Raw genomic sequence first — 26,609 nt, 5'->3', positions numbered from 1 at the left:
ATGAAGAAAGTTATTTTAGTTGCTGATGATTCGGCTACAATTAGAAAATTTGTTTCTTTTTCATTAACCGTAAAAGGTTTTGAGATCATACCGGTTTCTGACGGAATGGAAGCTCTTGAAAAATTACCGCAAAAAAATATTGATCTGGTAATTACAGATTTAAATATGCCGAATGTTGATGGCTTCGAGTTGATCTCAAAGATTCGTGAAAACGATCAATACAGAGATATTCCAATTATTATATTGAGTTCACTTAGCTCTCAAGAAGAAGTTAACAAAGGTCTTAGCATTGGAGCTAATTCATATCTTATTAAACCATTTGATCCAAGCAGAATACTCTACGAAGTTTCTAAGTATTTAAATTAGAGGAGAATTGAAATGAGCATTAAGTTTTTAGTCGTTGATGATTCGGTAACAATGAGAAGAATTGTTGCTAATTCACTAAAAAATCTCGGGTATAACGATTTTGTTGAAGCCGCTGATGGCAAAGATGCCCTAGATAAATTAGCAGCCGATGAATCTATAAACTTTGTTATTACCGATTGGAATATGCCGGTATTTTCAGGATTGGAATTAATTAAAAGCATACGAGGTGATGAGAAACTAAAGAACCTCCCGGTTTTAATGGTAACAACCCGTGGCGTAAAAGATGATATCATGGAAGCACTTGCGGCAAAAGTAAACAACTACATTGTGAAACCTTTCACTCCACAAATTCTTAAAGAAAAAATTGAAGCTATACTTGGCTAACTTAAAACGGAGAAACAATGTCACAAGAATCAACAATGGTTAAGCTTTTCGAAAAATTGGATGATCTAAAATCCGTTTTTGTTTATGGACAAAAGATAATACCCGTCATCCATAGTTTAATTGATTTTATGAGAGATACCGTTCCCCTACTAGAAAATATCAATAAATCAATTGCCGAAAGCACAAATAAAATTCCCAAAGCTAAACATCACATAAATGATGTTACAAACGCAACCGAACTCGCAACAACTGAAATTCTTGATTTGGTAGATACAATTTCAGATGACCTGGGCTCGGTAGAAAAGCAAATTCATGAATTGCAATCAAGAGAACTTAAGCAGATCTCAGCAATAGATGATATAGTAAACTTAGTAATTGATAATCCGATAGCACAGTTAAAACTAAAAGAGCTAAAAGAGAATTTGAACGCCGAAACCTTGATCTCAAATACACTTACAAATATTTCAAAGGTCAAAAACGATGCATATAACATTACGATTTCGCTTCAAGTACAAGATATTACTTCACAACAATTAGCCGCGGTAAATCATCTAATTGAATCTGTGCAAGATAAACTATCATCTTTAATCAGCAATTTAAGTGAAAGTGAAATAAAAGAATTAACCAAAGGAGATAGCAACGGATTTGAAAACGTTGCCTTCGACCCGGAAGCAAAATATAACAAAGAAACAAGCAGACAAGATATGGCAGATACATTAGTTAACGAAAATTACAACGCTTCTCAAGAAGAGATTGATAAACTATTTTCATAAAAACTATGAGCGAACAAAACAATTACGAAATGCTAGTTGATCCGGAAATGAAAGAAATTGTAGATTCATTTTTGGAAGAGACAAAAGAAATCTTTGAAAACCTTAATAAAGATTTAGTAGAACTAGAGCAAAATTCAAATGATCTTGATTTGCTTAACCAAATCTTTCGTGCTTTCCACACGATCAAAGGTACGTCGGGATTTTTAGGTTTAGAGAAACTGCAAACTGTAACGCACAAATGCGAAGATATTCTTAATAAGCTGCGTAAAGGCGAAGCAAAATTAAACTCTGACCTGATGGATACAATCTTGCTTTCTTTTGACTCTATACAAGCGATAGTTGCCTGTATAGAAAAGGAGAAAACAGAGAATGTAAATGTAACAAAAACATTAAAAGAGCTTGATAGAGTTCTATCTGTATTGGAAGGAAAAGTTGAAGAAACAGAAAAACCTAAAAAAGCAAGTCGTAAGAAAAAAGCAGAAGTAAAGTCTAAAGAAAAAGTTGAAAATGAACTAATAGAAAATGATCAAGAAGAGTTAAGGGAAGCGGAAACAAATCAAGTTGAGAACAGTTCATCAAGTGATCAGTCAGTTAAAAAAGCTTTATCACAAAGCAAAACCGATTCGACGATTCGTGTCGATGTAGAACGCTTGGACGAACTATTAAATATTGTTTCCGAACTTGTATTGGGAAGAAATCAATTACAGCAAGTAAACAATCATGCAACCTTAAGTTTTGAAGGGACACAAATTGCGCGAGACTTAGCAGATGCTACAAAACAAATTGATTTGATGACAAATGAACTACAGCTTGTTGTAATGAAAACAAGAATGGTTAAAATCGGAAAAGTTTTTAACCGGTTTCCCAGATTGGTCAGAGATTTAGCAAGAGACACTCAGAAAAATATTAAACTTGATATCTTCGGTGAAGAGACAGAACTTGATAAGACATTGATCGAAGAAATAAACGATCCGCTTGTTCACCTTGTAAGAAATTCAATTGATCATGGAATTGAATCCCCTGAGGAAAGAAAGAGTTTAGGTAAAGATCCGCAAGGAACTATTACCTTATCAGCAAGTCAAGAAGGTAATAATATTGTTATCGCAATAAAAGACGATGGTAAAGGAATCGATCCGGAAAAATTAAAAGCAAAAGCTATTGCAAAAGGATTGCTAACAGAAGAAAAAGCAAAAGAACTTACAAAGCAAGAAGCCTTCAATATAATTTTTATGCCCGGTTTTTCTACGGCTGAAAAGGTTACAAATATTTCTGGTCGTGGCGTTGGGATGGATGTAGTTCGCACAAATGTGAAAAAACTTCGCGGTATAATTGATATAGAATCCGAAGTAAATATAGGAACAACTGTAAAGATAAAGCTACCTTTAACCTTAGCAATAATTTCCGGTATGGTAGTAAAAGTAAACGGCGAAACAATTGTGATTCCGCTAAACTCCGTTTTAGAAGTTGTACGAATGCATATCGAGGATATTAAATCAATTAACGGAAAAGAAGTAATTAAAGTTCGCGATCAAATTATACCTTTAATTGATGTAGATGAAATAATGTATGGAAAATCTCACGCTCAAGATGATAGAGTTTACCAACATGTTGTAACTGTTGGTATTGCCGAACAAAGATTTGGGATTAAAGTTGATGAATTGATCGGGCAAAAAGAAATTGTAATTAAGACACTCGGTAATTATCTTGGCAACATAAATGGATTAGCCGGTTCAACAATTATGGGGGACGGAACTGTTGTGATGATATTAGACATTGGTGAAATTCTTCACTTCATTTCTGCTAAATAAAAATGGATAAAATTAAGACACTCATTATAGACGATTCTGCTTTTATGAGAAAATCTCTCCAAATTATGCTGGAGAGTGATCCTCAAATTGAAATTGTTGATACTGCTCGTGATGGTATTCAAGGTATAGAACTAATTAAAAAGCATCGTCCAGATGTTGTTACTTTAGATATCGAAATGCCAAGGATGGATGGACTTACTGCATTAAAGAAAATAATGCAAGAATGTCCGACTGCTGTTATTATGGTAAGTTCACTAACTTCGGAAGGTGCGGAATCTACTCTTAAAGCAATGGAACTTGGTGCCGTTGATTTTATTCCGAAAGAACTCTCCTTTGTTAATGTAAATATTATCAAGATAAAAGAAGACATTATCAGTAAAGTAAAAACTATCGGCAGACAGTCCAGATTAAAAAATAGACTTAACCGCATAGTTTCAAACAGAGTAGTGCCAACTACAGAAACTGCACCCATAAATAAAAGAACACGAGTTTTATTACCACGCTTTATATATTCGGCAATTGCAATTGGGATTTCCACAGGCGGACCATTATCATTACAAAAAGTTATTCCGCAGCTTTCAGAAAGAATAAATATTCCAATTTTTATCGTGCAGCACATGCCTCCAAAGTTTACACAATCGTTATCGGAAAGATTAAACAGTATGAGTAAACTAAGAGTTAAAGAAGCCGAACATGGAGAAACTGTAAAAGGCGGAACAGTTTATATTGCCCCCGGTGGGAAACATATGGTAGTTGTTCAACATAACGGAAGCAGCAGCATTTTAATCTCCGATGAGCCTTCTGATACTTTACACAAACCATCGGTGGATGTAATGATGGATTCGGTAATAAAAATTTATGGTAAAAACACACTCGGTATAATTATGACCGGCATGGGTAAAGACGGTTTAGAAGCAATAAAAATTCTTAAAAAACTTGACGGCTATGCAATTGCACAGGATGAAGAAACATGTGTAGTTTACGGAATGCCTAAAGCAATAGTTGACTGCAATCTTGCCGATGCAGTTTTATCATTAGAAAAAATTCCAGAAACAATAAATAATTTGGTGGTTCGATATGTCTGATTCATTTATAGAAAACACATACAGAGAAGTAATTAATTCTAGTAAGAAGAACTCCGGCAACGTAATTAAGAAAAATGAAATACATCATGCCGGAAGTACAAAAATTGAATACCATGATGAACATGATGATGGAGTTCGTGTCCTCTTAAAAAAGGATGAAAATGATCAGGTAAAAGAAATTAAATTCGTCTGTTCATGCGGTGAAACTAAAACAATCAGCTTAGATTACAATGAGTAATATCTCCCAACTGCACAATTTTAGCCACAAATACTTCGAAAATCTTTAAAAATTGCTTAAAATCCCCGTTTAACACCTGGCATCAGAATTGACTTTTCATTACAAAAAAGGAAATTCTGATGGCAAGCAATATCAAACTTTTAGAATCGTTTATGAATTACTGCTCTGATAAGAGTAAAGTAATTAATCAGAATATAGCTAACCTTAATACAGCTGATTACAAACGACGTGATGTGAATTTTCAATCATATCTGCAAAATCAGTTGAACAAAACAACATCTCACTCAAGCATTGAAAACTCTACTATCAATTCTATCGTTAATGATCCTTTTACCACGGAAGAAAGTGGAGTAAATATTGAACAAGAGATGTCAGAACTGGCAAAGAATACAATCAACTTCAAATTCGCATCTAAGCGAGTCAGCGGTTATTATAAAAATCTTCAAAACGTCATTAAGTCAGGAGGTTAAGGATGAAAGTAGGAGGCAATTTCAGCAGCTTTGACCTTAGCTCAAAAGGGTTGAGTTTACAAAGAAAGAAAATGGATGTGATTGCAAAAAACATTGCAAATGCAGATGCAACAAGAATGGAAAATGGACAACCATACAAACGCAAATTCATGAAGATTTCCGAAGTCACAAATGATAATAAAATTTTATCGACACCTCAATCAACAGCAAAATTACTAACAACTAAAAAGGAGCATATTATGAACCCAACTAATAATATGTCCGTCTTTAATAAAACTTCTAAACCAGTAAACGCAGAAATCCTAGAAGATTCATCAATCGGTGAATTAATCTTTATGCCGAATCATCCGGATGCGGATCAAAATGGGTACGTAGAATCTTCTAATGTTAACATCATCAATGAAATGGTTGAGATGATTGAAGCTACTCGAAACTATGAAGCAAACTTAAAAGCTCTAAATGCTTCCAAAGAAATGATAAAAGATGCATTGGAGATATAGTTAAATGAAAATTACAACCAACAATATTGGCAACTATACACTCAGTAATTTAACTGCAAAAGTACAGCAGAAGACTGCCGCTAAAGACATATCAACTGCGGCTTCAGTCTCAAACAGAGAAAAAGAATTTTTCACAAAGCTATATCCAGCACAAAAAGATGAAATAATTAACTATCACTTCTATAGCAAAAAAGGTGAAATGGCCGGTGTTGCTGTAGGTAAGAATTTTGATAGAAGGATGTAAGAAGATGAAGATAGAAGGAATAATAAATCAGATAAAAATTAATCCTCAATTACAAGTTGAGAAGAAACAGCCCGATGCAAAATTCGAAAATATTCTCGGTTCTTTCATCGATCAAGTTAAAGAGAGCGGTGCCGCATCAAATCAAATAACACAAGATTTTATTCTTGGCGGAGATGTAGAAATTCATGAAGTAATGATAGCCGCTGAAAAAGCTAAAACCGATATGATGCTTTTGACCGAAATAAGAAACAAAGCATTAGATACATTTAATGAATTAAGCAAGATGCAAATCTAATAATGATAAGAGTAATGCAGAATGAGTGATATACTTGGAATTTTTAATAAACTAGCGCCGCAGCAAAAAATTGTTCTCGGCGTTGCTGTTGTTGGAACAATAGTATTAATGTTTGTTCTTTTTGGATTACTTAATCAACCAAGTTATTCCACTTTATATACAAACATTCACGAAGAAGATGCTGCAAAAATTGTAGATCAACTAAACAATGATAAAATCCCTTATAAGTTAGAAAGCGGCGGCAAAACAATTCAAGTCCCCACAGAAAGCGTTCATGAGATAAGACTTAATATGGCTGCAAAAGGAATACCCAGCAGTGGTATTGTTGGATATGAAATTTTTGATAATAGTACGCTTGGGATGTCCGAATTTATCCAGCGCTTAAACTATAAACGCGCACTTGAAGGTGAACTCGCACGAACTATAATTCAACATAATGGAATTGAAAGTGCAAGAGTTCACATTGTTGTTCCGGAAAAAAGTGTATTTAAATCAGAACAAAAATCTCCTACAGCGTCAATTGTAGTTAAGCTTAAACAAGGTGCAAATCTTGATAAGGAAAGCATTACAGCAATTTTGAATTTCGTCTCCAGCAGTGTCGAAGGTCTTCAAACAAACAGAGTTTCCTTAATGGATACACAAGGAAGACTACTTTCTAAAGATCATGGGACAGATGGATTTGGTATATCGACTTCAAAGCAGTATGAATTAAAACAAAGTATAGAAAATTATTTATCACAAAAAGCTCAAACTTTATTAGATAATGTTGTTGGCTTCGGTAACTCGATGGTGCAAGTTGATATAGAGTTAGACTTTGATCAAGTCGAAAAAACCATGGAGACTTACGATCCCGATTCTCAAATTGCAATTAGTGAGCAGACAACTAAAACTGAAAATATCGGTTCGAACATGGTTGATTCCTCAGCCCAAGTAAGTGAGAATACAACCGTTAACTATGAAATTAGTAAAACCATTCAAAGAGTAATTCAAGGCAGCGGAGCTATTAAAAAACTTACTGTTGCCGCGGTTGTAAATGAAGTACCAAAAACGATTGTAGAAAAAGGCAGCTCAACAATAATATACGAACCTCGTCCGCAAGATCAACTTGTAAAACTTGAACAAATTATCAAGAACAGTGTAGGATATGATATCAATCGCAATGATAATTTCTCTTTGGTTAACATCCCATTTGAAACAAATATTTCAGATCCGTTAAACAATGAAGAGTTTAGCACACCCGGGACATTTGATTTTAATAATATGGACCAGATTATAAACATTGTAATGGTATTAGTGGGAATTATTACATCGTTATTAGTTATAAGAAGTTTGATGTCAAAGATCAAAAAGGAAAAAATATTAATAGGCACGGTCAATCCTGCTGAATTGGCTTATGCCGGTACGGGAGGATCTATGGACAGATTAAATGCGGCATCATCACAATCCAAAACATTAAATGCTCCGAGAAAAAGAGAACTCCTCCCTATCGGAGATCTTGAAGATGAAATTTCTGATGAAGCTGCTTTAAAGAAAAATCAGCAAGACAAAATAGCTAACTATGTTTCTAAAAATCCTATTGATGCGGCTAAGCTAATTAATTCATGGCTTCATGAAGAAGCTGAAGTATAGGAAGAGTTGAGTTATGGCAAATAGTTTAATAATGAAAAGTAATTTATCGGGTGCGCAAAAAGCTGCAATACTTTTAATTGCATTAGATGTTGATACTGCCGCGGATGTATTTCAATATTTAGATACAAACGAAGTTGAACAAATCTCTGCAGAAATAACGCGCGTTCGAAATACTCCCTCAGCTACTGTTGATCAAGTACTTGAAGAATTCTACAATATGGTTACTGCACGGGAATATGTTCTTGAAGGCGGTTTGGAATATGCTCAAGCTGTATTGGAAAAATCATTCGGTGTTAGTAAAGCTCAAGAAATAATGGAAAAAGTTCAAAACCTTACAACACTTAGAGGATTTGATGTTTTGAAAAAAGCAGACTCCGCTCAGCTTGTAAATTTCTTAAATAAAGAACATCCTCAAACAATCGCTTTGATACTGTCACATTTAAGTCCGGATCAAACCGCCGCAGCTCTGCGTGAACTGCCGGATGATTTGAGAGTAGAAGTCTCATACCGCATCGCTACACTTGGAAAAATTTCACCACAAACATTAAAGCGAATTGAAAAAGTTGTTGATGATATGGCTGGATTAACAATCAGCCAATCAATGGGAAAAATTGGCGGAACTAAGAGTTTAGCTCAAATCTTAAATAGAACTAATGTGAGTTTAAGTAAGGATCTATTAGATAAAATCGCCGAGAAAGATCCCGATGTTGGCATGGAAATTAAACGACTTATGTTCATGTTCGATGACTTAATAAATATTCAAGATAAAGATTTGCAAAAAATACTTCGCGAAGTTGACAGGAAAGAATTAGTGCTTGCTTTAAAAATTGCTGATGAAAAACTCAAAAATAAGATTTATTCAAATATGTCCGAACGAGCATCAAGCTTGCTTAAAGAAGAGTTACAATATATGGGCATGGTAAAACTAAAAGAAGTTGAAGGCGCACAAGCAAATATTATTGATGTTGTTAAAAGATTAGAAGAAGATGGTGAAATTTCCTTAAACATGAGAGGAAGCAGAGAAGAAGTTTATGTCTAATGTTATAAAACTTCAAAATAATTCGAGAAAGATTCAACTTAAAGTGGCATCCGGAGTTGAAGAATTATATTCAGATTTCAATTCTGACGAAGAGCGTCTTGCTGAAAAGTTGAAAAAAGAATTTGATAATGGTTATCAAACTGCCGTGAATGATTTGGAAAAGAAGTATGCTGAAAAATATGAGAAGCAAATTTCTGAGGAGAAAAAATATTTAACTGATCTCATCTCAAAAATAAATGACGAGATGGAACACTATGAGGCAAAGTTTTCTGAAATGGTAATTACTGTTGCCTTATCTATGTCAAAGAAAATATTGAAACAAGAGATTGAGAAAAATTCACCTTTGATAGAAAATATAAATTCAATTGCTCAAAAAATGATAGGCGCTAATTATTTAGTCATAAAAACAAATCCCGAAGAGCTGCAACTTCTTAAAGAAAATTCACATAACGCATTTGCAGAAGGTAATTATTCAAAAATAAAGTTTGAAGAAGATCCACGTATTGAAAAAGGTGGCTTTATCATTGAAAGCGATATTGGAAATATTGATGGGCAAATTTCCTCTCAGTTAAATGAAATTAAAAAAGCAATCGGCAATCTACCAAGTGTTGAAGAATAATGACCTCATTAAATACCATATTGGATAATTTTCATACAACTCTTGATGAACTAGAGACTATCAAAGTTCATGGCAAAGTTAAAGATGTAATCGGTTTAGTTATTGTATCCAACGGACCGAATGTTGCGCTAGGTGAAATTTGTTCAATTGTAGATCGAAACGGAGTAGAAATTTGCAAATCAGAAGTTGTTGGATTCAAAGAAGGTAAGGTTTTATCAATTGCGCTTGGTGAAGTTCATAGTATTTCCCCAAGTTGTGAGATTAGATCAACCGGTGAAAACTTTAAAATACCTGTTGACGAAAGTTTACTAGGAAGAGTTATAGACGGTTTAGGCCGTCCAATTGATGGGAAAGGACCGATTGTAGCTTCAACATATAGAGAAGTTTTTCAGCTTCCGCCAAATCCTTTAGAGAGAAAACGAATCGAAGTACCTCTTCAAACCGGTATAAGAACAATTGATGGATTACTAACAGTTGGCAAAGGACAGCGCATAGGTATATTTGCCGGAAGTGGTGTCGGGAAAAGCGTTACTCTTGGCATGATTGCAAGAAATACTAATGCCGATGTTAATGTTATAACTTTAATCGGAGAACGCGGAAGAGAAGTTAGAGAGTTTATTGAAAAAGATTTAGGTACTGACGGATTGAAAAGATCCGTTATTGTTGTTGCTACAAGTGATCAATCAGCATTAATAAGAATGAAAGGTGCACTGATCGGAACGACTATCGCTGAATATTTTAGGGATAAAGGTTCTGATGTTGTGTTGATGATGGATTCGGTAACTCGTTTTGCAATGGCACAAAGAGAAATTGGGTTAACAATTGGTGAACCTCCAACTACAAAAGGTTATACACCCTCGGTTTTTGCAATATTACCAAAACTGCTTGAACGCGCCGGAAATAAATCAAACGGTTCTATAACAGGTTTATATACTGTTTTAGTAGATGGCGACGATATGACCGAACCAATTGCCGATGCCGTAAGATCAATTTTAGACGGACATATAGTACTTTCACGTAAACTTGCAAACAAAGGACAATACCCGGCAATCGATCCTTTGCAAAGTGTAAGCCGAGTAATGCCCGATCTAGTTTCTGCTGATCATCGAGAACGTGCAATGGTTTTTAATGAAATTCTATCAACTTACAACGAAGCAGAAGACCTGATTAATATAGGAGCTTATGTTAAAGGAAGTAATCCGCAAATCGATCACGCACTTTCAAAAATTTTAGCTCTAAGAACATTTTTAAAACAAGATATGACTGAGACTGCATATTATAAAGATACATTAGAACGGCTAAATAAAATTATAGAGCAACCAATAGGTTAGTCATGAGCAGATTCCAGTATAAATTTCAAGCAATTGAAGATATTAAAGAAAAGATCAAAAAAAATTCCGAAAAGGAATATGCTCTCAGTAGAAAAGTTGTTGATGCAAAAAAAGATGAAATTAATGAGATCAAGAATAATTTAGAAGAATCTTTCACAGAGCAAGCTAAAATGACTCCCCAAGAAATGATTTTTAGAGCCAGCTATAGAGAAGCTTTAATTAGAAAGATGGAATTAAAAGAAAAGGAATTAGCAATTCTCGAGGATGAGTCAAAACATAAGTTAGCACAATTAGTTGAACATCATAAAGATCATAAAGTTTTCGAGCGACTAAAAGAAAAACATTTGGACGAGTTCACAAAAGAGCAAACAAAGTTAGAAATGAAATTTATTGATGAAATAGCAAACCAAAAATTTAACAGAAAAGAAAAGTGAAAAATAAACTGATCTATATTACTTCTTTTATGACAGCATTTATAATTGTAACAATTGCAATTATACAGTTGAATTCAATATACAATAATATATTCGAATTTGATTTTAGCGAGGTTGTTCTTCCCCCCGATCCACATGAATTTGTATCTGAGGTTGACAAACAAAACTTTGAATACATAAAAGATTACTTCGATAACGAATTCCGATCAAAATTTTTAGATTCAATTAAAGCCAATACTCTTGTAAAGATTGACACAGTTTATCAGGAAATTTTAAAAGATGCCGCGTTAGCCGACAGTATAAAAAAATTGCAAAATGAATTAAGCACATTAAGAACACAAGCTATACAAAAAGATACAACGAATAATGTGATTGTTAATAAAAATATTATTGATGAACAGTGGGCTAAAAAGACAGCAAAACTAATTGAATCCATGAACCCAAAAAATGCTGCTAAAGTAATCCAAAATTATTCCGATAATGAAGCAAGAGAACTTATATACAAAATGAAACAAAGCAAAGCAGCAGCAATATTGTCACATTTAGATCCCAATTTTGTTAATAGAATAACCAAATCACAAATATGATATTTAATCCATTGTTCATAGATTCTGACACTAAGCAGATAAACCCGGTTGGTTTTGGGAAGACTAATAGTACATATCTTTTTAAAGATATAATTAATGTCGCTAAAAACTTTTCTGCAGAAAGATCATTCAACTCTACTTCTATTCTATCAAATATTTTAAGTGATATTAAAGGGCTTATAAATTCTCCCGGAGATGCTGGAATTAAGCTTGATAATAAACTCAACTTATTATTGAATGAGTTGAATATCTCAAGTGCAGTCAATCAAATTGGTTTAGATGATATATCAAATGCCTTATTTAAAGAATCAAGTATTATTTCCGGTTCACCCAAAGAAGTTACTGAATTAATCACCGAAGCTCTTAAAAAATTAGAAGAAGAATTTAAACTAGAAATTGTATTACCCAAAGACCTTCCCGGCGAAACGGAACAAGATTTATCTAACGAATCAAATTTATCAGCACATATAGCTTCACTTTTACTTTCTGATAAACCACTTACATTTCATATTCTACAAAACAATTCCGAAAACCTACTCACACTAAGTGTTGACAAGGTTCCTCAAGAATCGATCGGAATGAAATCCGGTAAATTTAATGAAACACTGTATTCATTAACCTTAACTCAGTCAAAAAGTATTGAGTTACAAGAATCTTCATTGGAGAAGTTTATTTCGAAAATCAATGCGAAAGAAGAAAATCCGGATATTAGACCAACTGATAATTCTAAACCAACAGTTGATAATAAACTTATTAAAAATAAGGATACACAACAAAATAACAACTCAAAGATTATCGAATCCCTCCAGACTAGCGAAAAAGATAGTCCGGGTAAAAATATTGACCAAAAGATAAATTTAGTTCAAGAAAAACCTCTAACCCAAAGCGAAAATCAAAATCCATCGCATAAGGGAATTGATCTTTCAACTGTAAAAGAACTTGAAAAAAACTCTTTAAATAAAGGAATTAATTCTACAGAGGTTGAACAGAAAAAAGTCTTTGACTCAGCAATAAAGAGTGAAGCAGCAAATTCGAAAACAACAAATCAGAAAGCAGAAACAAATACAAAGATTAATGATGACGCCTCAACCAAATCCGAGAATCAAACAAAAATTACTAAGAATGATAGCCCGATTGTAAGAAATGAAGAAGCTTCGATGAAAATAAATTTAAATGGCGAAAGCACTCAAGTTAATAATCAAAAAGATTTACGTGTAGATTCCAAACCATTAAGCACAATTGAAGGTGATATAAAATCAGAGAACGATGTTAAGATTGAGAACCTCCCATTACATAACACAAATAAGCTAAATGATAATGACGGGAAATTAGTATCAAGCCATTCTGTGAATAACGATGTTACGAAATTAAACTCAACAAAACATCAATTGGAAGCAAATTCTGAGATCTCTTATAAGAATGATATATCAGAGGATAGCAATTTAGGTAATGATGTTTTCACTAAGAGAATCAATTCAGCTCAGAAGCATGAAACAAACAATGAAATTATAATCAAACTAGAGCCCAAGCAAGAAAAACAAATTGACGAATTCAATAATAACGTTCGCAAAAATTTTGTTGAGAATATTGAAAAGATTATAACTGTCAACAAAACAAACTTTGTTAAAATAGATGAAAGTATTTTGGACAATAAAGAAGAGTTGACGTTAAAATTAAATCAGGTAATTAATTCAGACAATAGATTTGCTGATACGAAGAAAGAACCAAAAAATAATACAAAAGCAATCGATCAGATCTCAGATATATTTAAAAAAGTTGAGCAGCGGTTGGAGAAAATAAATTTGAGTTCACAGTCAAATGCTCAAAGCAATACATTTTCGGAACACGAAACTTTAACGGGGAAGATTCGAGCTTCAAAACCGGAAGAAGTAGCAGGAATCAATATTGATGAAAGTGATATGCGATTGAAGATTGATACACCTCAAAAAGATGCTGATTCCCCCGCTAATGAAAATAGTGGAAAAGAATCTAAAATAGTCGATTCCGACAGCAGGGATAAAAATGTATCTAAAAACAACACTGCACCAACTGATACTCAATCAACTAAGCTTGACAATCCAGTTTCATTGAGTCAAAGCAATCGACAAGTAATTTCAGAAAATCAACCAAATAATTTTAACGAAGCGGTTCATGTTAGAACTAAAGAAATATTCCAACCGGAGTTAAATAAAAAACTTCTTAATGAAATTTCCGATATGGCGATTTCTGACAAGAAAGATAAAGCCATTATAAATCTGGCTCCGGCAAAACTGGGTAAGATTAGAATTGCTTTGGAAATTATAGACAACAAACTTAACGCAAGATTGGAAGTTGAAAGTCAAGCCGCAAAAGAAATGTTAACTAATCAAGTTGATTTCCTTAAAGAAAGTTTGAACAGCAATGGACTTCAACTAAATACTATTAACATCTCACTACAGAATTCTGATCAAAAAAATAATAAAGCGGCTCGCGAAAAACGCAAAGATACAAATGTTGAAAAACTTGAATCCAAAGATAAAGGCAGTAAAGAGAATAAAACAAAAACCTTAGGTTACAACACATACGAATTTATAGCATAGAGGCTTATTATGATTGATATACTTTCAAACAACTACAACACAAACACTCCGGTCTATGGACAACAACAAGGTGTACTTGGCAAAGATGATTTCATGAAATTGATGATACAGCAACTGAAACATCAAGATCCGTTAAGCCCCATGGAAAGTCAAGAATTTGCCGCTCAACTTGCTCAGTTTACATCACTTGAACAATTATCAAACCTCAATAGCAATGTGAGAGAAAGTATTGATGCTAATTATTTATTGTCCCAATCTATCAACAATACAATGATGTCAACCCTGATCGGGAAAGATGTCAAATTCCAAAGCAATGTAATGGAAAATAAAGGTGACAATACTGTAAGTCTTGGCTACAATTTACCGGCAAATGCTACTAATGTTAAAGTTAATATCTATGATGCAAACGGTAAAATAGTCCGCACGATAGAAAATGCAGGAAATACTCAAGGTGACCATAAACTTTCATGGGATTTTACCGATAATGATGGTAACAAATTAGCAAATGGTAAATATACTTTTGAAGTAGAAGTAACAAATGGCGGAGAAACAAGCGTGAGTAACAATGTATTTCAATATGGTTCTATAACCGGTGTCAGGTTCACTGAAAATGGAACTAAAATTTTAATAAACAATATTGAATACTTACTCTCGGATATTCTCGAAATACTTAACCCAACTCAAATTACAAATAATGGAGGTTCGGAAGACGATGCCACAAATTAACGGTGTAAGTGTTCCTTTCGTCCCGATAATTGAAAATAATAACTTCGATCGCTTTAACTCATCGAAAGAAGTCAGTTCAAAATTCAATGATCTTCTTAATGATGAGTTATCGAAACTGAAATTCTCAAGCCACGCAACAAAACGGCTTGAAGATAGGAACATTGTTCTAAGTAATGAAGAAATGGGAAAAATTAATGAAGCAGTTCAAAGAGCAGAAGACAAAGGCTCTAAAGATTCATTAGTGATGATGAACGGAAATGCTTTCATTGTAAACATCCCAAACAAAACAGTGATCACAGCAATGCCTTTAGGTAGCAATGATAATGTTTTCACAAATATTGATAGTGTAGTTTTTGCTTAAAAAATAATTAAACAATAACAATAAAGAGCGGGACCTAATGAGGACGCTCTAACTCGGCCGACCGACTGACGCTGAGTAAAACAACCTTAGGAGGTTAAAAATGGCACTTCTAAATTCACTTTTCGCTGGTGTATCCGGTTTAAGAAACCACCAATCAATGATGGACGTAATTGGTAACAATATTGCCAACGTCAATACAATAGGTTACAAAGGTTCAAGAGTTACTTTCAGTGATACTTTTAATCAATTCGTAAAAGCCGGTACAAACCCAACCGAAAACACAGGCGGTACAAATACATTCCAAGTTGGTCTTGGTATGAAAATCAATTCAATCGATCGTAACTGGAATCAAGGTACATTTGAAAGAACAGGAATCACAACTGACTTAGCATTACAAGGTCCGGGAATGTTTGTTCTTAAGAGTAACGGAGAACAATTCTATTCACGTGCAGGTGCTTTCGTTTTTGATGCTGAAGGTAAATTGGTTAATCCACAAAACGGAGCGATTGTTCAAGGTAAAATTGCAAACAGTGAAGGCGCAATACCTCCCGGAAACAATTTAGAAGATATTATAATCGACACAAACCAAAAATTACCAGCTGTCGCTACAAGTTTAATTAGCTGGGGCGGTAACTTAAAAAGTAATTCTGATTTAACTAGAAGTGAAAGCGTTATGATGCGCGGAAATATTCAGAATGACGGAACCTTAGATGGATCTTCCACAATGGTGTCCACAAAAGTTTATGATACTTTTGGTGAAGAATACAAACTAGAAGTAAAATACACAGAGACAGCTAATCCAAACGAATATGATATGACTTGGGAAGTTTTGGATGCAGACGGAAACTCAGTCGGTACTTCAGCAGCAGCAATTACTGTTGCATTTGTCGATGACGGTTCAGGTAATTTTGTAATGGATGATGCTTCAAAAGAAAAATTTGATCCTAATGCAGCAGGTTATGATGCAAACACATCAGTATCTTTCACAGGTGTCGGTGCAAACGCCGGTGATCTTCAATTTCAAATTGATGCTTCAACCACTTCAAACAATGCAAGCACTCAGACACTAAGTATTTCAGCTGATGGAAATAGAACTCCAAATATAGTTTCCGGTTCGGTTACAGCATTTGATTCTCTCGGTAACTCACATCAATTGACTTTAAAATTCACAAAGATTAATACAAACGAATGGGCTTGGACAGTAACCGTTCCCGGTACAAGCACTGCTGGTGGACAATCAACATCGACAAGCGGAACAATTGCATTTAATGCTGATGGTACATTGGATCCTGCAAATATTTCACCAAATAATCCGCAATTCACATTCCAGCCTGATGGTGGTGCTAACCCTGTTGTAATCGACTTAAATTTCGGTAGCGGATTCTCAGGTGTTACTCAGACTTCATCTAGTTCGGTTGTTTCTGCATTGAGTCAAGACGGATCAGCTGCAGCATCACTTTCAAACTTAAATATCGATCAATACGGAAATATAGTTGGTATTTTTTCAAATGGTAATTCGAGAACATTAGCGCAAATTATGGCTGCGACATTTACCAACCTAAACGGATTGATAAGTGTTGGTGATAACATGTACTCAGCATACGCAAACTCGGGTGAACCAAGAATCGGAAGTCTGGGTGAAGAAACAGGAACTACAGTTCAGTCCGGTGCGTTAGAACAATCAAATGTTGATCTTTCTGAAGAATTCACAAAAATGATCGTATCACAAAGAGGATTTCAAGCAAACGCCAGAGTAATAACTACCGCGGATAATCTTCTTCAAGAAATAACTAATCTAATAAGATAATTTAAGTTAAGCCCATTATAAGGAGAGATGAAATATTCTCTCCTTTTCATTTTGATCAAGTGGTTAATATCAGCCACTCTTTTCTTCATTTTCCTTCAAAAATCTAAATTTTCGAACTTTTTTCCATGGCACAGCAGTTGAAATTAAATAGATACTATGGAACCAAAAGAAAAAAACTTAGACGAAAATTTAGAGGAAATAACTTCCACACCGGAAGTTAAACCAAAATCTAAATTCAATCCAAAAATCTTGATTTTCGGATTGCCCCTTTTTGTACTTCAATTAATAGTTGTGTATTTCATAACCGCAAACATCTTAATCAAAAAGATGGATGGAAGAACTCCCGAGAAAACCGCAACTGAAGCTGTAGCGGAATCACCGGCGGAAGCTGAGGAAAAAGACACAACCATGAATCATTTTGGTGAATATATTTTTCAAATAGAGGACATAATTGTAAACCCGGCTTATACCAAAGGCGAGCAGTTACTTCTATCTTCTGTTGCGTTCGATGTACCAACTGAAGTTACAAGAAAAGAACTTGAGAAAAAACAAATTCTGGTTAAGGATATGATTATCTCAATCCTTTCCAGCAAGACGATTAACCAACTCAGTAACGTAACTTATAAAGACACTTTAAGAGTTGAAATCACCAATAAGTTGCAAAGCAGTTTTAGTGATATGAAAATTAACAGAGTTTATTTCAGTAAATATATAATCAACTAAAAACTATGGCTGAAGTACTAAATCAACAAGAAATTGATAATCTGTTAAACAACGTCAAAAGCGGAACGGAAGAAAAAAACGATTCGTTCGAACAAAAAGAAGCTGTTCCTTTTGACTTTCGTTTACCAAATAGAATATCAAAGCATCAATTAAGAACCATCACAAACATTCACGAAAATTTTGCCGAAAGTTTGAGTTCATTTTTAGTTTCAAAACTTCAGACATTGGTATCAACATCCGTAGCTTCTGTAGATCAGCTATATTATTCGGAATATGTTCTATCGGTATCCAATCCCTCTTGTTTGTTCACCTTTGATATTAGAAATACGGATATAAAAGGAATTTTAGAATTCAGTCCCGAATTAGCTTTGGTACTTGTTGATCGCTTACTCGGTGGCAGTGGCGAAGGTAAAAAAGAATCGAAGATCATTACTCCTATAGAACAAAAAGTTCTAAACGTTGTTGTTGAAAGTGCGATGGTAAATTTGACAAAAGCATGGAGCGTTGTTGATAAATTAGATTTTGCGGTTGATAGATTTGAACCCGATATAGACTTCGCACAAATAACGTCACAAAATGAATCAGTTTTACTTATTTCATTTGAAGTAATGATAGGTGAAGAAAGTCATTTTATGAATTTGTGTTTTGCGACTTTCTCTTTCGATAGAATTCTTGCAAAACTAGCTTCACAAAAGTTTTCATCAATTAGACCCACGGATTATCATGGTTCAACTTCACGTGAAGTAATTTCTAAGAGCTTATTATATGCAGAAGTTCCTTTAAAAATTGAACTTGGAAAATCAACAATTTCAGTTGCAGAGTTTATGAACTTAGAAGTCGGCGATATAATCAACTTGAACAAAAAAATATCCGATAACTGTGAAGTAAAAATGGAAAATAAAGTTATTGGCTACGGCAGACCCGGATTAGTTAATAAGCGTAAAGCCATAAAGATCATTCAAAAATTAATATAAAGTAAGAGTGGTAATAAAATGGAAGATAAAACAACAAAACCCGAATCAGAAAAAAGTGGAAATCCATCAGTAGAAACTCAAGCAGCCGTTTTTGACGAGTTTGATGAATCGACAAAGAAAACATTCGGTGAAAACAAACTGGACTTTCTGCAAGATCTGCAGCTTAATGTATTTATTGAACTGGGTAGAACAAAAATGCAGATCAAAGATATTCTAGAATTAGAACGCGGTTACGTAATTGAACTTGATAAGATGGCAAGTGAACCGGTTGATATCTACGTAAACAACAAAAAAATTGCAGAAGGCGAAGTTGTTGTGATCGATAAGCATTTCGGAATTCGCATTACTAACCTAAGCCAACCGGCAGAAAGATTAAAAGGATTGTATTAATGGGAATCTCCGATGTTTTCCAAATGATCTTTCCACTATTGGCAATAACTTTGCTGTTAGGCGGTGTTTACTTTTTTATTAGTAAGAAAAAGTTCATCGGTAATTTTGCTAAATACAATTCAATCCCGATTGATATTGTTAGTGTAAAATCAATAATGCCGAAGAAGTATATCGCTGCTGTTAAAGTTGAAGACAAACTTTTAATTCTTGGAATCTCGGATCATTCAATAAATCTTTTACAAGAAAAAGATTTTGATTCAGAGCAGTTGATTAATCCAAACAGTGAAAAAGTTCGTTCAAAATTTCATGAAATATTAAAAAACAGTTGGCCAGGTAAATGAAAGCAGTTAAAATTATATTGTTTATCATATTGCTTTCATTAGCAGCACAAGAAATTCAAGCTCAATCAACTATTCCATTTCCCAAAATTGGAATTGATGTTGGTCAAGCTCAAAGTGGTGAAGATGTTTCTACAACTTTACAAATCTTACTTTTACTTACTGTTTTATCTCTAGCACCATCTATTCTTATAATGACCACTTCTTACTTAAGAATAATTATAGTTTTTCATTTCTTGAAAAATGCTTTAGGTACACAACAAATGCCACCCAGCCAACTTTTGGCGGGAATTGCATTGTTCATTACATTTTTTATTATGGCGCCGACTTGGTCTAAAGTTAACGACATAGCATTAAAACCTTTGATGGACGGTGAAATGACTCTTGAACAAGCCTATGATGCCGGTGTTGAACCGATAAGAGAATTTATGTTTACTCAAGTAAGAAATGAGGATCTGGAATTATTTGTCGGCTTAGCAAATATTGAACAACCGGAAGATAGAAATGATTTACCGACGTACATCTTAGTCCCGGCTTATGCACTTAGTGAGTTGAGAGCTGGATTTATTATCGGGTTCTTTTTGTTTATACCATTTGTGATGATTGATCTTATAATCGGAAGTATTTTGCTTTCGATGGGTATGATGATGATACCTCCGATGATGATTTCTCTTCCATTTAAGATTTTACTTTTCATATTGGTTGACGGTTGGAATCTAATTGTTGCATCTGTTGTGCAAGGAATATTAAAATGACAGAAGAATTAGTAATAGAAGTATTGACCGAGGTTTTCTACACAGTATTTATAATACTTTTACCAATACTTGGTGTTTCATTAGTCGTTGGTATTGCAATTTCAATTTTCCAAGCAGTTACATCAATCCAAGAAATGACATTAACATTTGTACCAAAAATTTTATTCACTGCAGTAATGATCGTGTTTTTGATACCATGGATTTTAGACAAGCTGATAAGCATAACACTAAAACTGTTTAATATAATGGTGACAATTGTATGATGAGTGAAATTCTTGTTACACATTTCATGATTTTCCTTTTCATTTTTGTACGGATTGTTGCTGTATTTGTAACAGCTCCGTTATTCAGCAATAAAGCATTCCCTAGTATGGCAAAAGTTTCCTTAGCTCTCGTTATTTCCTATTTAATATTTACTTTTATAGATAAGTCAAGTGTGCAATTGGAAATCACAATTTGGTTTATAGCCACCAACGTAATTAAAGAAATTATAACCGGGGCGCTTATTGGTTTTAGTGTCACATTGGTTTTTTACGCAATATCATTCGCCGGAACCATTATCGGTTTTGATATTGGTCTTGCCATGGCTCAGGTATTTAATCCGACAGAAGAAACAAATAATAACGTACTTGGCGAATATCTTTACATTCTTGCAATACTCGTTTTAATATTAATAGATGGTCACCATTATATAATTCGCGGTGCTGTTTATTCGTTTACTATAATTCCACTTGGGCATTACACTATTAATGCCGAAGTGTATGATTACTTGGTGAAAATGGGTGCAATGGTTTTTGTACTTGCAGTAAAAATTGCATCTCCAATATTGGTTTCCTTTTTCCTCGTTCATATCGCCGAAGGAATCATGGCAAGAGTAATTCCGCAAATGCAAGTTTTCTTTGTTACTTATCCCCTTAAAATTGGATTAGGTATTGTTCTCTTAATGGTTACAATTCCATTGTATTTACACATGATTAAAAATCTACTACATCTTTATGAAGAAAAGTTATATCAACTAATTCAGTATATGAGTTAAGAAATGGCCGAGCAACCGGGACAAGAAAAAACCGAACAACCTACGCAGAAGAAACTTGATGACGCCAGAGATAAAGGCCAAGTTGCTAAAAGTATGGAAATTTCTTCATTTACCGTATTTGGAACCGGTCTGTTAATTCTATTTCTATTTCAGGGTTTTATAGGACAAAGATTATCTCAAATCTCTACTTCTGTTTTTTCTTCACTAAGCACTTTGGAACTGAGCTATAACTTAGTTCAAATGTACGCATTAAAGGGTGCGGGATTTTTTTTCATATCGCTATCCCCTTTCTTTATTGGCATTATTGTTTTAGCACTTGCAGTAAACTTGGCTCAAGTTGGAATAAAACTTTCACCTAAAGCTTTACAGCCGAAATTTGAAAAACTCGATCCGATTAAAGGATTAAAAAACAAAATATTCTCTTCCCGAGCATTGGTCGAGGCGCTTAAGTCAATATTGAAACTCGTGATGATCGGGTTGTTTACTTACATTTCATTAAGCACGTTAATTATTCAATCAACCAACTTGCTGGATCAATCAATAGAAGAAATAGTTGATTTTATGGCTGATGCAGCACTTTCATTTTTGTGGAAGATACTGATTGTTTACGCTGTTCTTTCGATTGCAGATTTTCTATTTCAGAAATACAAGTTTAAGAAAGACATGATGATGACCAAGCAAGAAATTAAAGATGAGCATAAACAAACCGAAGGTGATCCATTTATTAAAGGGAAAATTAAAACCAAGCAGTTTCAAATGTCTCGTAACAGAATGATTATGGAAGTGCCGAAAGCCGATGTTGTTATTACAAACCCAACTCACTTTGCAATTGCTTTAAAATATGATTCGGCAAAAAATTCAGCACCAATAGTTCTTGCAAAAGGTATGGATGAAGTTGCATTGAAAATAAAAGAAATTGCTCGTAAAAATAACATACCATTATATGAAGATAAGCCTTTAGCTCAAGCATTGTATAAAGCTTGCAACATCGGTGATGAAATTCCGGAAAAACTTTTTGAAGCTGTCGCAAAAATTCTAGCATTTGTATTCAAGGCTAAACATAGTAAGAGGAAGAGTATAGTATAATGTTCAGCATCAATAAAAATAGCGATGTTATATTAGCATTTGGCTTGATCTTAATGCTGGGATTAATGCTAATTCCTCTACCGGCAGTATTTTTAGATTTCTTTTTGGCGTTGAATATTTCGCTCGCTCTTTTAGTGTTAGTTCTATCTTTATACATAAAATCACCCTTAGATTTCTCAGTTTTCCCAGGATTACTCTTAATTCTGACTCTATTCAGATTGGCATTAAATATCAGTTCAACAAGATTAATATTAATAGATGGTTATGCCGGACAAGTTATTGAATCTTTCGGGAGCTTTGTTGTAAGTGGAAACTTTGTTGTTGGTTTTATCATCTTTATGATTCTCGTTATTATCCAGTTTATTGTTATCGTAAAAGGTTCGGGAAGAATCTCTGAAGTTTCTGCACGGTTTACCTTAGATGCTATGCCGGGTAAGCAAATGGCAATCGACGCTGATTTAAGCTCTGGATTAATTTCCGAATCTGAAGCCAGATCAAGGAGAGATAACATTTCACGTGAAGCCGAATTTTTTGGCGCTATGGATGGCGCCAGCAAGTTTGTTAAGGGTGATGCTATCGCCGGGATTTTAATTAATGCTATAAACATTATTGGTGGATTTATAATAGGTGTTGCTCAAAAAGGAATGCCATTTACGGATGCTCTTCAAAGCTATACAATTTTAACAATCGGTGATGGATTGGTTTCACAGATTCCGGCATTGGTTATTGCAACTTCTGCCGGTATGGTGGTTACACGAAGTGCTTCTGGATCATCATTGGATTCACAAATGAAGTTACAGCTTCTATCAAATCCTCGTGTGCTTGGTACACTTGCCGGTGTTGTTATGTTAATGGCTTTTGTTCCCGGAATGCCTATGATTCCTTTCATGTTTATAAGTATCGCAGCGGGTGCCGGTTCATTTTTTACTAAGAAGAGTTTGAATAAAAAACAATTAGACATTACGGACAAAGAAGAGAACGCCGAAGAAGAAAAAGAAGAGAATGTTGAGCAATATCTGCAAGTCGATCCGATCGAGTTAGAGATTGGTTATGGTTTAATTAGTCTTGTAGATGAAAATGAAGGCGGAAATTTATTTGAAAAAATTTCATCAACAAGAAAATTTATTGCATTAGAATACGGAATTTTAATTCCCCCTGTTAGAGTTAGAGATAACTTACAATTAGAACCGAATCAATACATTATAAAAATTAAAGGCAACATCGTCTCTTCGTTTGAAATTCATACTGACAGATGGCTTGCAATGAACAGCGGATTGATTGACGAGGTACCGGATGGCATTCCTACAAAAGATCCGGCATTTGATCTCCCTGCTGTTTGGGTTAATAAGGAAGGCAAAGAAAAATCAGAAATTCTTGGCTACACAGTTGTCGATGCTATTTCTGTTTTAACAACTCATCTGCAAGAAACATTGAAGAAAAATTTTGATAAGATTTTAACAAGACAATCAGTTAAACAATTATTAGAGAACTTGAAAAAAGATTACAATGCGGTTATTGAAGATATTAATCCGGAAGTTCTTCCGCTTGGAACAATACAAAAAGTACTACAAAATTTATTGCGAGAATACATTCCGATTAAAGATCTAGTCCAAATTCTTGAAGCGCTAATAGATTATTCAAAAGTCACAAAAAATATTGATGTGTTAACAGAATATGCAAGACATGCAGTGGGAGATGTAATTGCAAATAACTTTAAGGATTATAACAATATTATTCACGCAGCTGCTCTTGGAGAAAAACTTGAACAACATATAATCTCATCAATAAAGGAACAGAAAGATGCTATACAAACTCTCGGATTGAATCCGAATTTATTAAATACACTTAAACAAAATATTGCAAGACTTATTGATAAGTTTACAAGTCTAGGTTATTCCCCTGTAATTATTACATCAGCAACAATTCGACCATACTTTTATAGATTATTTACTTCGAGTTTCCCGGAACTAGCCGTTATTTCTTATTCGGAATTACCTTCTCACATCGAACTCGAGTTAATTGATAAGTTAGAGGTTTCAAATGCAAACTAAAAAATATACTGCCGCCACATTAAAAGAAGCTACCGAAAAAATGAAAACTGAACTCGGAAGTGAGGCGATGATATTAAGCACTCGTATAATTGAACAACCTAAAAATGGAACTATCCAAAAATTATTTGAAGTTGTTGCCGGTTATGAAGAGGAGATCAAACAGTTAAATAAAATTCAGAAAATCACTAAGAATGCAGAAAGTCGTCCGAAGCCGGCATTAAAAGCGAGCACTGACCTTGAAGCAAGAAAATCGGCTGCAAAAAAGATACTATCAAACGGATTATTTAATGAGAAAAATAACGTCAACGATCTGAAGAAGGAAATACAGACTGTAGTTGAAGTCTTACGTGAAAAAGATGTAAAAGATGATGTTATCAAAATGGTTATAGATTATTTAAAAAAATCAGAAAAATTTCTTTCTGTTAACAACTTAGATGATTACGTAATTACCGGATTAGCGTCCTTGATAAAAACAAAAAACTTTTCTGTTGAAAAAAGAAAGACCGGTAAAGTTGTTAGTATTATTGGTCCAACCGGTGTTGGCAAAACAACATGCATTGCTAAACTTGCAGCTATCTCAAAAATAATTCACAACCTTGATATCGGAATTATATCAATTGATACATATCGATTAGGTGCTATTGATCAACTTAGAATTTTCTCGGAGATCAGTAATGTTGATATGCTGGTTGCTTATGAGCCCGAAGATATGCCAAAGTTGATAGATAAACTAAAAAAGAAAGATTTGATTTTTATCGATACTACCGGAAGAAGTCAAAGAAACATTGGTGAACTCCAAAAGATGAAAGAGTTTTTATCTCAAATAAAAATCGATGAAACTTATTTGGCATTATCATTATCAAGTTCCTCAAAAAATCTAATTGATGCGGCGGATAAGTTCAGCATGTTTAATTATGATTCTTTTATTTTCACAAAAGTTGATGAAGCAGTTACTCATGGGAATATGGTAAATCTTTCCGTAAGAACACAAAAGCCTGTAATATATTTGACCAATGGACAAATAATTCCGGATGATATTTTATCAGCAGATCCTGAGTATGCAGCAACTTTGATTTATAATGGACATAACTAATTGTCATGTTTGATCAAGCTCAAAAACTGAGAGACTATTATAATTCTCCGGTTTCAAAAAAAGCAAATAATAACCGTCAATTAATTTCTATAACATCGGGCAAAGGCGGAACAGGTAAAACATTTGCAGCGTTTTATCTATCTCAATTTCTTGCTAAGCAAGGCTACAAAACTCTTCTTGTTGAATTTGATTTTAACCTTGGCAGTTTGTCCTACCATTTGAACATTAATCCTGATGCAACGATTTGCGATCTCTTTTCCGGTTCTGCCTTGTTTGATGAAACAATAGTCGAAGTGGAAAACAATTACAGTATTATCTTTGGTGATAATGGCAAACTTAATTTCCCAGAAAACAAAGTTGCTCACATTCGAAATTTCTTCGGTTATCTTAATAATAAAACAAATAATTATGATTATATAATTTTGGATAACGGAGCCGGAATAAGTAATGAAATATTTGAAACGATAAAGCACTCAACAATGAATTTAATTGTTACAACTCCCGATCCCGTTGCTGTTATGGATGCTTATGTAATTCTAAAATTAATGACAAAAAATTCTATTGATATCCATAAAGGGATAATTATTAATAAATGTAAAAACCCTGAAGAAGGAAAAACAGCTTTCGAAAACTTAAGTAAAGCGAGCAAACATTTTCTTAAAGAAGATATCAATTTTGTCGGCTCAATAAGTAATTCCGATCTTACCAATTCGCTGCAATTAATAAGTTCTTCTAACTTTAACGATACCCCAAACAGAAAATTATTTAGTGAATTTGAGTTCATATCTCAAGCAATTTCTAAAATCGGGCAAGTGGCTAATAATCACCAACCTAATTTTATCCGGCCATAAAAAATCAATTTTTTAGCTTAAAAACGAACATTATCAA

The 26,609-nt window shown here is 34.0% G+C and carries 31 protein-coding genes; all 31 read left to right on the top strand.

The window, feature by feature from the left end; translation table 11 throughout:
* The 31 genes from QY331_02820 (at nucleotide 1) to QY331_02670 (ending at nucleotide 26,572) form a co-directional block, all read left to right on the top strand.
* Nucleotides 1-366 (top strand): response regulator, encoded by a 366-nt coding sequence (locus QY331_02820; GenBank protein ID WKZ70188.1) that lies wholly within the window; start codon nucleotides 1-3, stop codon nucleotides 364-366.
* 12 nt (nucleotides 367-378) lie between these two features.
* The gene (locus QY331_02815; GenBank protein WKZ70187.1) at nucleotides 379-750 is read left to right on the top strand and encodes a response regulator; all 372 of its coding nucleotides are present in this window, start codon (nucleotides 379-381) and stop codon (nucleotides 748-750) included.
* A gap of 17 nt (nucleotides 751-767) precedes the next feature.
* A complete protein-coding gene (locus QY331_02810) occupies nucleotides 768-1,523 on the top strand; it encodes a protein phosphatase CheZ (GenBank protein ID WKZ70186.1) in 756 nt (251 codons plus the stop codon).
* 5 nt (nucleotides 1,524-1,528) lie between these two features.
* A complete protein-coding gene (locus QY331_02805) occupies nucleotides 1,529-3,331 on the top strand; it encodes a chemotaxis protein CheA (protein ID WKZ70185.1) in 1,803 nt (600 codons plus the stop codon).
* A 2-nt stretch (nucleotides 3,332-3,333) separates the two neighbouring features.
* Nucleotides 3,334-4,416 (top strand): chemotaxis response regulator protein-glutamate methylesterase, encoded by a 1,083-nt coding sequence (locus QY331_02800; GenBank protein ID WKZ70184.1) that lies wholly within the window; start codon nucleotides 3,334-3,336, stop codon nucleotides 4,414-4,416.
* Complete coding sequence (locus QY331_02795; protein ID WKZ70183.1) at nucleotides 4,409-4,654, top strand: hypothetical protein; 246 nt, start codon at nucleotides 4,409-4,411, stop codon at nucleotides 4,652-4,654. The genes QY331_02800 and QY331_02795 overlap by 8 nt, the downstream gene beginning before the upstream one ends.
* 119 nt (nucleotides 4,655-4,773) lie before the next feature.
* Entirely contained in the window at nucleotides 4,774-5,124 is a 351-nt protein-coding gene (flgB, locus tag QY331_02790; GenBank protein ID WKZ70182.1) for a flagellar basal body rod protein FlgB, read from the top strand.
* 2 nt (nucleotides 5,125-5,126) lie between these two features.
* Nucleotides 5,127-5,624 carry a flagellar basal body rod protein FlgC gene (gene flgC, locus QY331_02785; GenBank protein WKZ70181.1) on the top strand — a complete coding sequence of 166 codons (498 nt, stop codon included), beginning with the start codon at nucleotides 5,127-5,129 and terminating at the stop codon, nucleotides 5,622-5,624.
* Nucleotides 5,625-5,628: 4 nt separating this feature from the next.
* Nucleotides 5,629-5,868, top strand: coding sequence for a hypothetical protein (locus QY331_02780; protein WKZ70180.1), 240 nt, complete (start codon nucleotides 5,629-5,631; stop codon nucleotides 5,866-5,868).
* Nucleotides 5,869-5,872: 4 nt separating this feature from the next.
* Nucleotides 5,873-6,163 carry a flagellar hook-basal body complex protein FliE gene (gene fliE / locus QY331_02775; protein WKZ70179.1) on the top strand — a complete coding sequence of 97 codons (291 nt, stop codon included), beginning with the start codon at nucleotides 5,873-5,875 and terminating at the stop codon, nucleotides 6,161-6,163.
* 21 nt (nucleotides 6,164-6,184) lie between these two features.
* Nucleotides 6,185-7,792 (top strand): flagellar basal-body MS-ring/collar protein FliF, encoded by a 1,608-nt coding sequence (gene fliF, locus QY331_02770; protein ID WKZ70178.1) that lies wholly within the window; start codon nucleotides 6,185-6,187, stop codon nucleotides 7,790-7,792.
* A gap of 13 nt (nucleotides 7,793-7,805) precedes the next feature.
* On the top strand, nucleotides 7,806-8,831 hold the full coding sequence (fliG, locus tag QY331_02765; GenBank protein ID WKZ70177.1) for a flagellar motor switch protein FliG: 1,026 nt from the start codon (nucleotides 7,806-7,808) through the stop codon (nucleotides 8,829-8,831).
* The gene (locus QY331_02760) at nucleotides 8,824-9,450 is read left to right on the top strand and encodes a FliH/SctL family protein (GenBank protein WKZ70176.1); all 627 of its coding nucleotides are present in this window, start codon (nucleotides 8,824-8,826) and stop codon (nucleotides 9,448-9,450) included. Before fliG ends, QY331_02760 begins: the two co-directional genes overlap by 8 nt.
* Nucleotides 9,450-10,781 carry a flagellar protein export ATPase FliI gene (gene fliI, locus QY331_02755; protein WKZ70175.1) on the top strand — a complete coding sequence of 444 codons (1,332 nt, stop codon included), beginning with the start codon at nucleotides 9,450-9,452 and terminating at the stop codon, nucleotides 10,779-10,781. Before QY331_02760 ends, fliI begins: the two co-directional genes overlap by 1 nt.
* A gap of 2 nt (nucleotides 10,782-10,783) precedes the next feature.
* A complete protein-coding gene (locus tag QY331_02750) occupies nucleotides 10,784-11,215 on the top strand; it encodes a flagellar export protein FliJ (GenBank protein ID WKZ70174.1) in 432 nt (143 codons plus the stop codon).
* Nucleotides 11,212-11,802, top strand: coding sequence for a hypothetical protein (locus QY331_02745; GenBank protein WKZ70173.1), 591 nt, complete (start codon nucleotides 11,212-11,214; stop codon nucleotides 11,800-11,802). The genes QY331_02750 and QY331_02745 overlap by 4 nt, the downstream gene beginning before the upstream one ends.
* Nucleotides 11,799-14,381: a flagellar hook-length control protein FliK gene (locus QY331_02740; GenBank protein ID WKZ70172.1), complete on the top strand. Its 2,583-nt coding sequence runs from the start codon at nucleotides 11,799-11,801 to the stop codon at nucleotides 14,379-14,381. Before QY331_02745 ends, QY331_02740 begins: the two co-directional genes overlap by 4 nt.
* A gap of 9 nt (nucleotides 14,382-14,390) precedes the next feature.
* Nucleotides 14,391-15,107, top strand: coding sequence for a FlgD immunoglobulin-like domain containing protein (locus QY331_02735; GenBank protein WKZ70171.1), 717 nt, complete (start codon nucleotides 14,391-14,393; stop codon nucleotides 15,105-15,107).
* Nucleotides 15,094-15,468, top strand: a complete 375-nt coding sequence (locus QY331_02730) for a TIGR02530 family flagellar biosynthesis protein (protein ID WKZ70170.1) — start codon at nucleotides 15,094-15,096, stop codon at nucleotides 15,466-15,468. Before QY331_02735 ends, QY331_02730 begins: the two co-directional genes overlap by 14 nt.
* 100 nt (nucleotides 15,469-15,568) lie before the next feature.
* Entirely contained in the window at nucleotides 15,569-17,275 is a 1,707-nt protein-coding gene (locus QY331_02725; GenBank protein ID WKZ70169.1) for a flagellar hook protein FlgE, read from the top strand.
* Between the two features lie 156 nt (nucleotides 17,276-17,431).
* Nucleotides 17,432-17,998 carry a flagellar basal body-associated FliL family protein gene (locus QY331_02720; GenBank protein WKZ70168.1) on the top strand — a complete coding sequence of 189 codons (567 nt, stop codon included), beginning with the start codon at nucleotides 17,432-17,434 and terminating at the stop codon, nucleotides 17,996-17,998.
* A gap of 5 nt (nucleotides 17,999-18,003) precedes the next feature.
* Complete coding sequence (gene fliM, locus QY331_02715; GenBank protein WKZ70167.1) at nucleotides 18,004-18,972, top strand: flagellar motor switch protein FliM; 969 nt, start codon at nucleotides 18,004-18,006, stop codon at nucleotides 18,970-18,972.
* Nucleotides 18,973-18,990: 18 nt separating this feature from the next.
* Nucleotides 18,991-19,362: a flagellar motor switch protein FliN gene (fliN, locus tag QY331_02710; protein ID WKZ70166.1), complete on the top strand. Its 372-nt coding sequence runs from the start codon at nucleotides 18,991-18,993 to the stop codon at nucleotides 19,360-19,362.
* Nucleotides 19,362-19,703, top strand: a complete 342-nt coding sequence (locus QY331_02705; protein WKZ70165.1) for a flagellar biosynthetic protein FliO — start codon at nucleotides 19,362-19,364, stop codon at nucleotides 19,701-19,703. The genes fliN and QY331_02705 overlap by 1 nt, the downstream gene beginning before the upstream one ends.
* A complete protein-coding gene (gene fliP / locus QY331_02700; GenBank protein ID WKZ70164.1) occupies nucleotides 19,700-20,455 on the top strand; it encodes a flagellar type III secretion system pore protein FliP in 756 nt (251 codons plus the stop codon). Before QY331_02705 ends, fliP begins: the two co-directional genes overlap by 4 nt.
* The gene (locus QY331_02695) at nucleotides 20,452-20,718 is read left to right on the top strand and encodes a flagellar biosynthetic protein FliQ (protein WKZ70163.1); all 267 of its coding nucleotides are present in this window, start codon (nucleotides 20,452-20,454) and stop codon (nucleotides 20,716-20,718) included. Before fliP ends, QY331_02695 begins: the two co-directional genes overlap by 4 nt.
* Complete coding sequence (fliR, locus tag QY331_02690) at nucleotides 20,715-21,491, top strand: flagellar biosynthetic protein FliR (protein WKZ70162.1); 777 nt, start codon at nucleotides 20,715-20,717, stop codon at nucleotides 21,489-21,491. Before QY331_02695 ends, fliR begins: the two co-directional genes overlap by 4 nt.
* A 3-nt stretch (nucleotides 21,492-21,494) precedes the next feature.
* On the top strand, nucleotides 21,495-22,577 hold the full coding sequence (gene flhB, locus QY331_02685; GenBank protein ID WKZ70161.1) for a flagellar biosynthesis protein FlhB: 1,083 nt from the start codon (nucleotides 21,495-21,497) through the stop codon (nucleotides 22,575-22,577).
* Nucleotides 22,577-24,628, top strand: a complete 2,052-nt coding sequence (gene flhA, locus QY331_02680; protein WKZ70160.1) for a flagellar biosynthesis protein FlhA — start codon at nucleotides 22,577-22,579, stop codon at nucleotides 24,626-24,628. The genes flhB and flhA overlap by 1 nt, the downstream gene beginning before the upstream one ends.
* Entirely contained in the window at nucleotides 24,618-25,721 is a 1,104-nt protein-coding gene (locus tag QY331_02675) for a hypothetical protein (protein ID WKZ70159.1), read from the top strand. The genes flhA and QY331_02675 overlap by 11 nt, the downstream gene beginning before the upstream one ends.
* A gap of 5 nt (nucleotides 25,722-25,726) precedes the next feature.
* Nucleotides 25,727-26,572 (top strand): AAA family ATPase, encoded by an 846-nt coding sequence (locus QY331_02670; protein ID WKZ70158.1) that lies wholly within the window; start codon nucleotides 25,727-25,729, stop codon nucleotides 26,570-26,572.
* Nucleotides 26,573-26,609: the final 37 nt, after the last annotated feature.

The sequence above is a fragment of the Melioribacteraceae bacterium genome, assembly GCA_030584085.1.
GTDB lineage: Bacteria > Bacteroidota > Ignavibacteria > Ignavibacteriales > Melioribacteraceae > SURF-28.
Note: the sequence above shows the minus strand (reverse complement) of the source record. Positions and strands in the feature narration are given on the sequence as shown.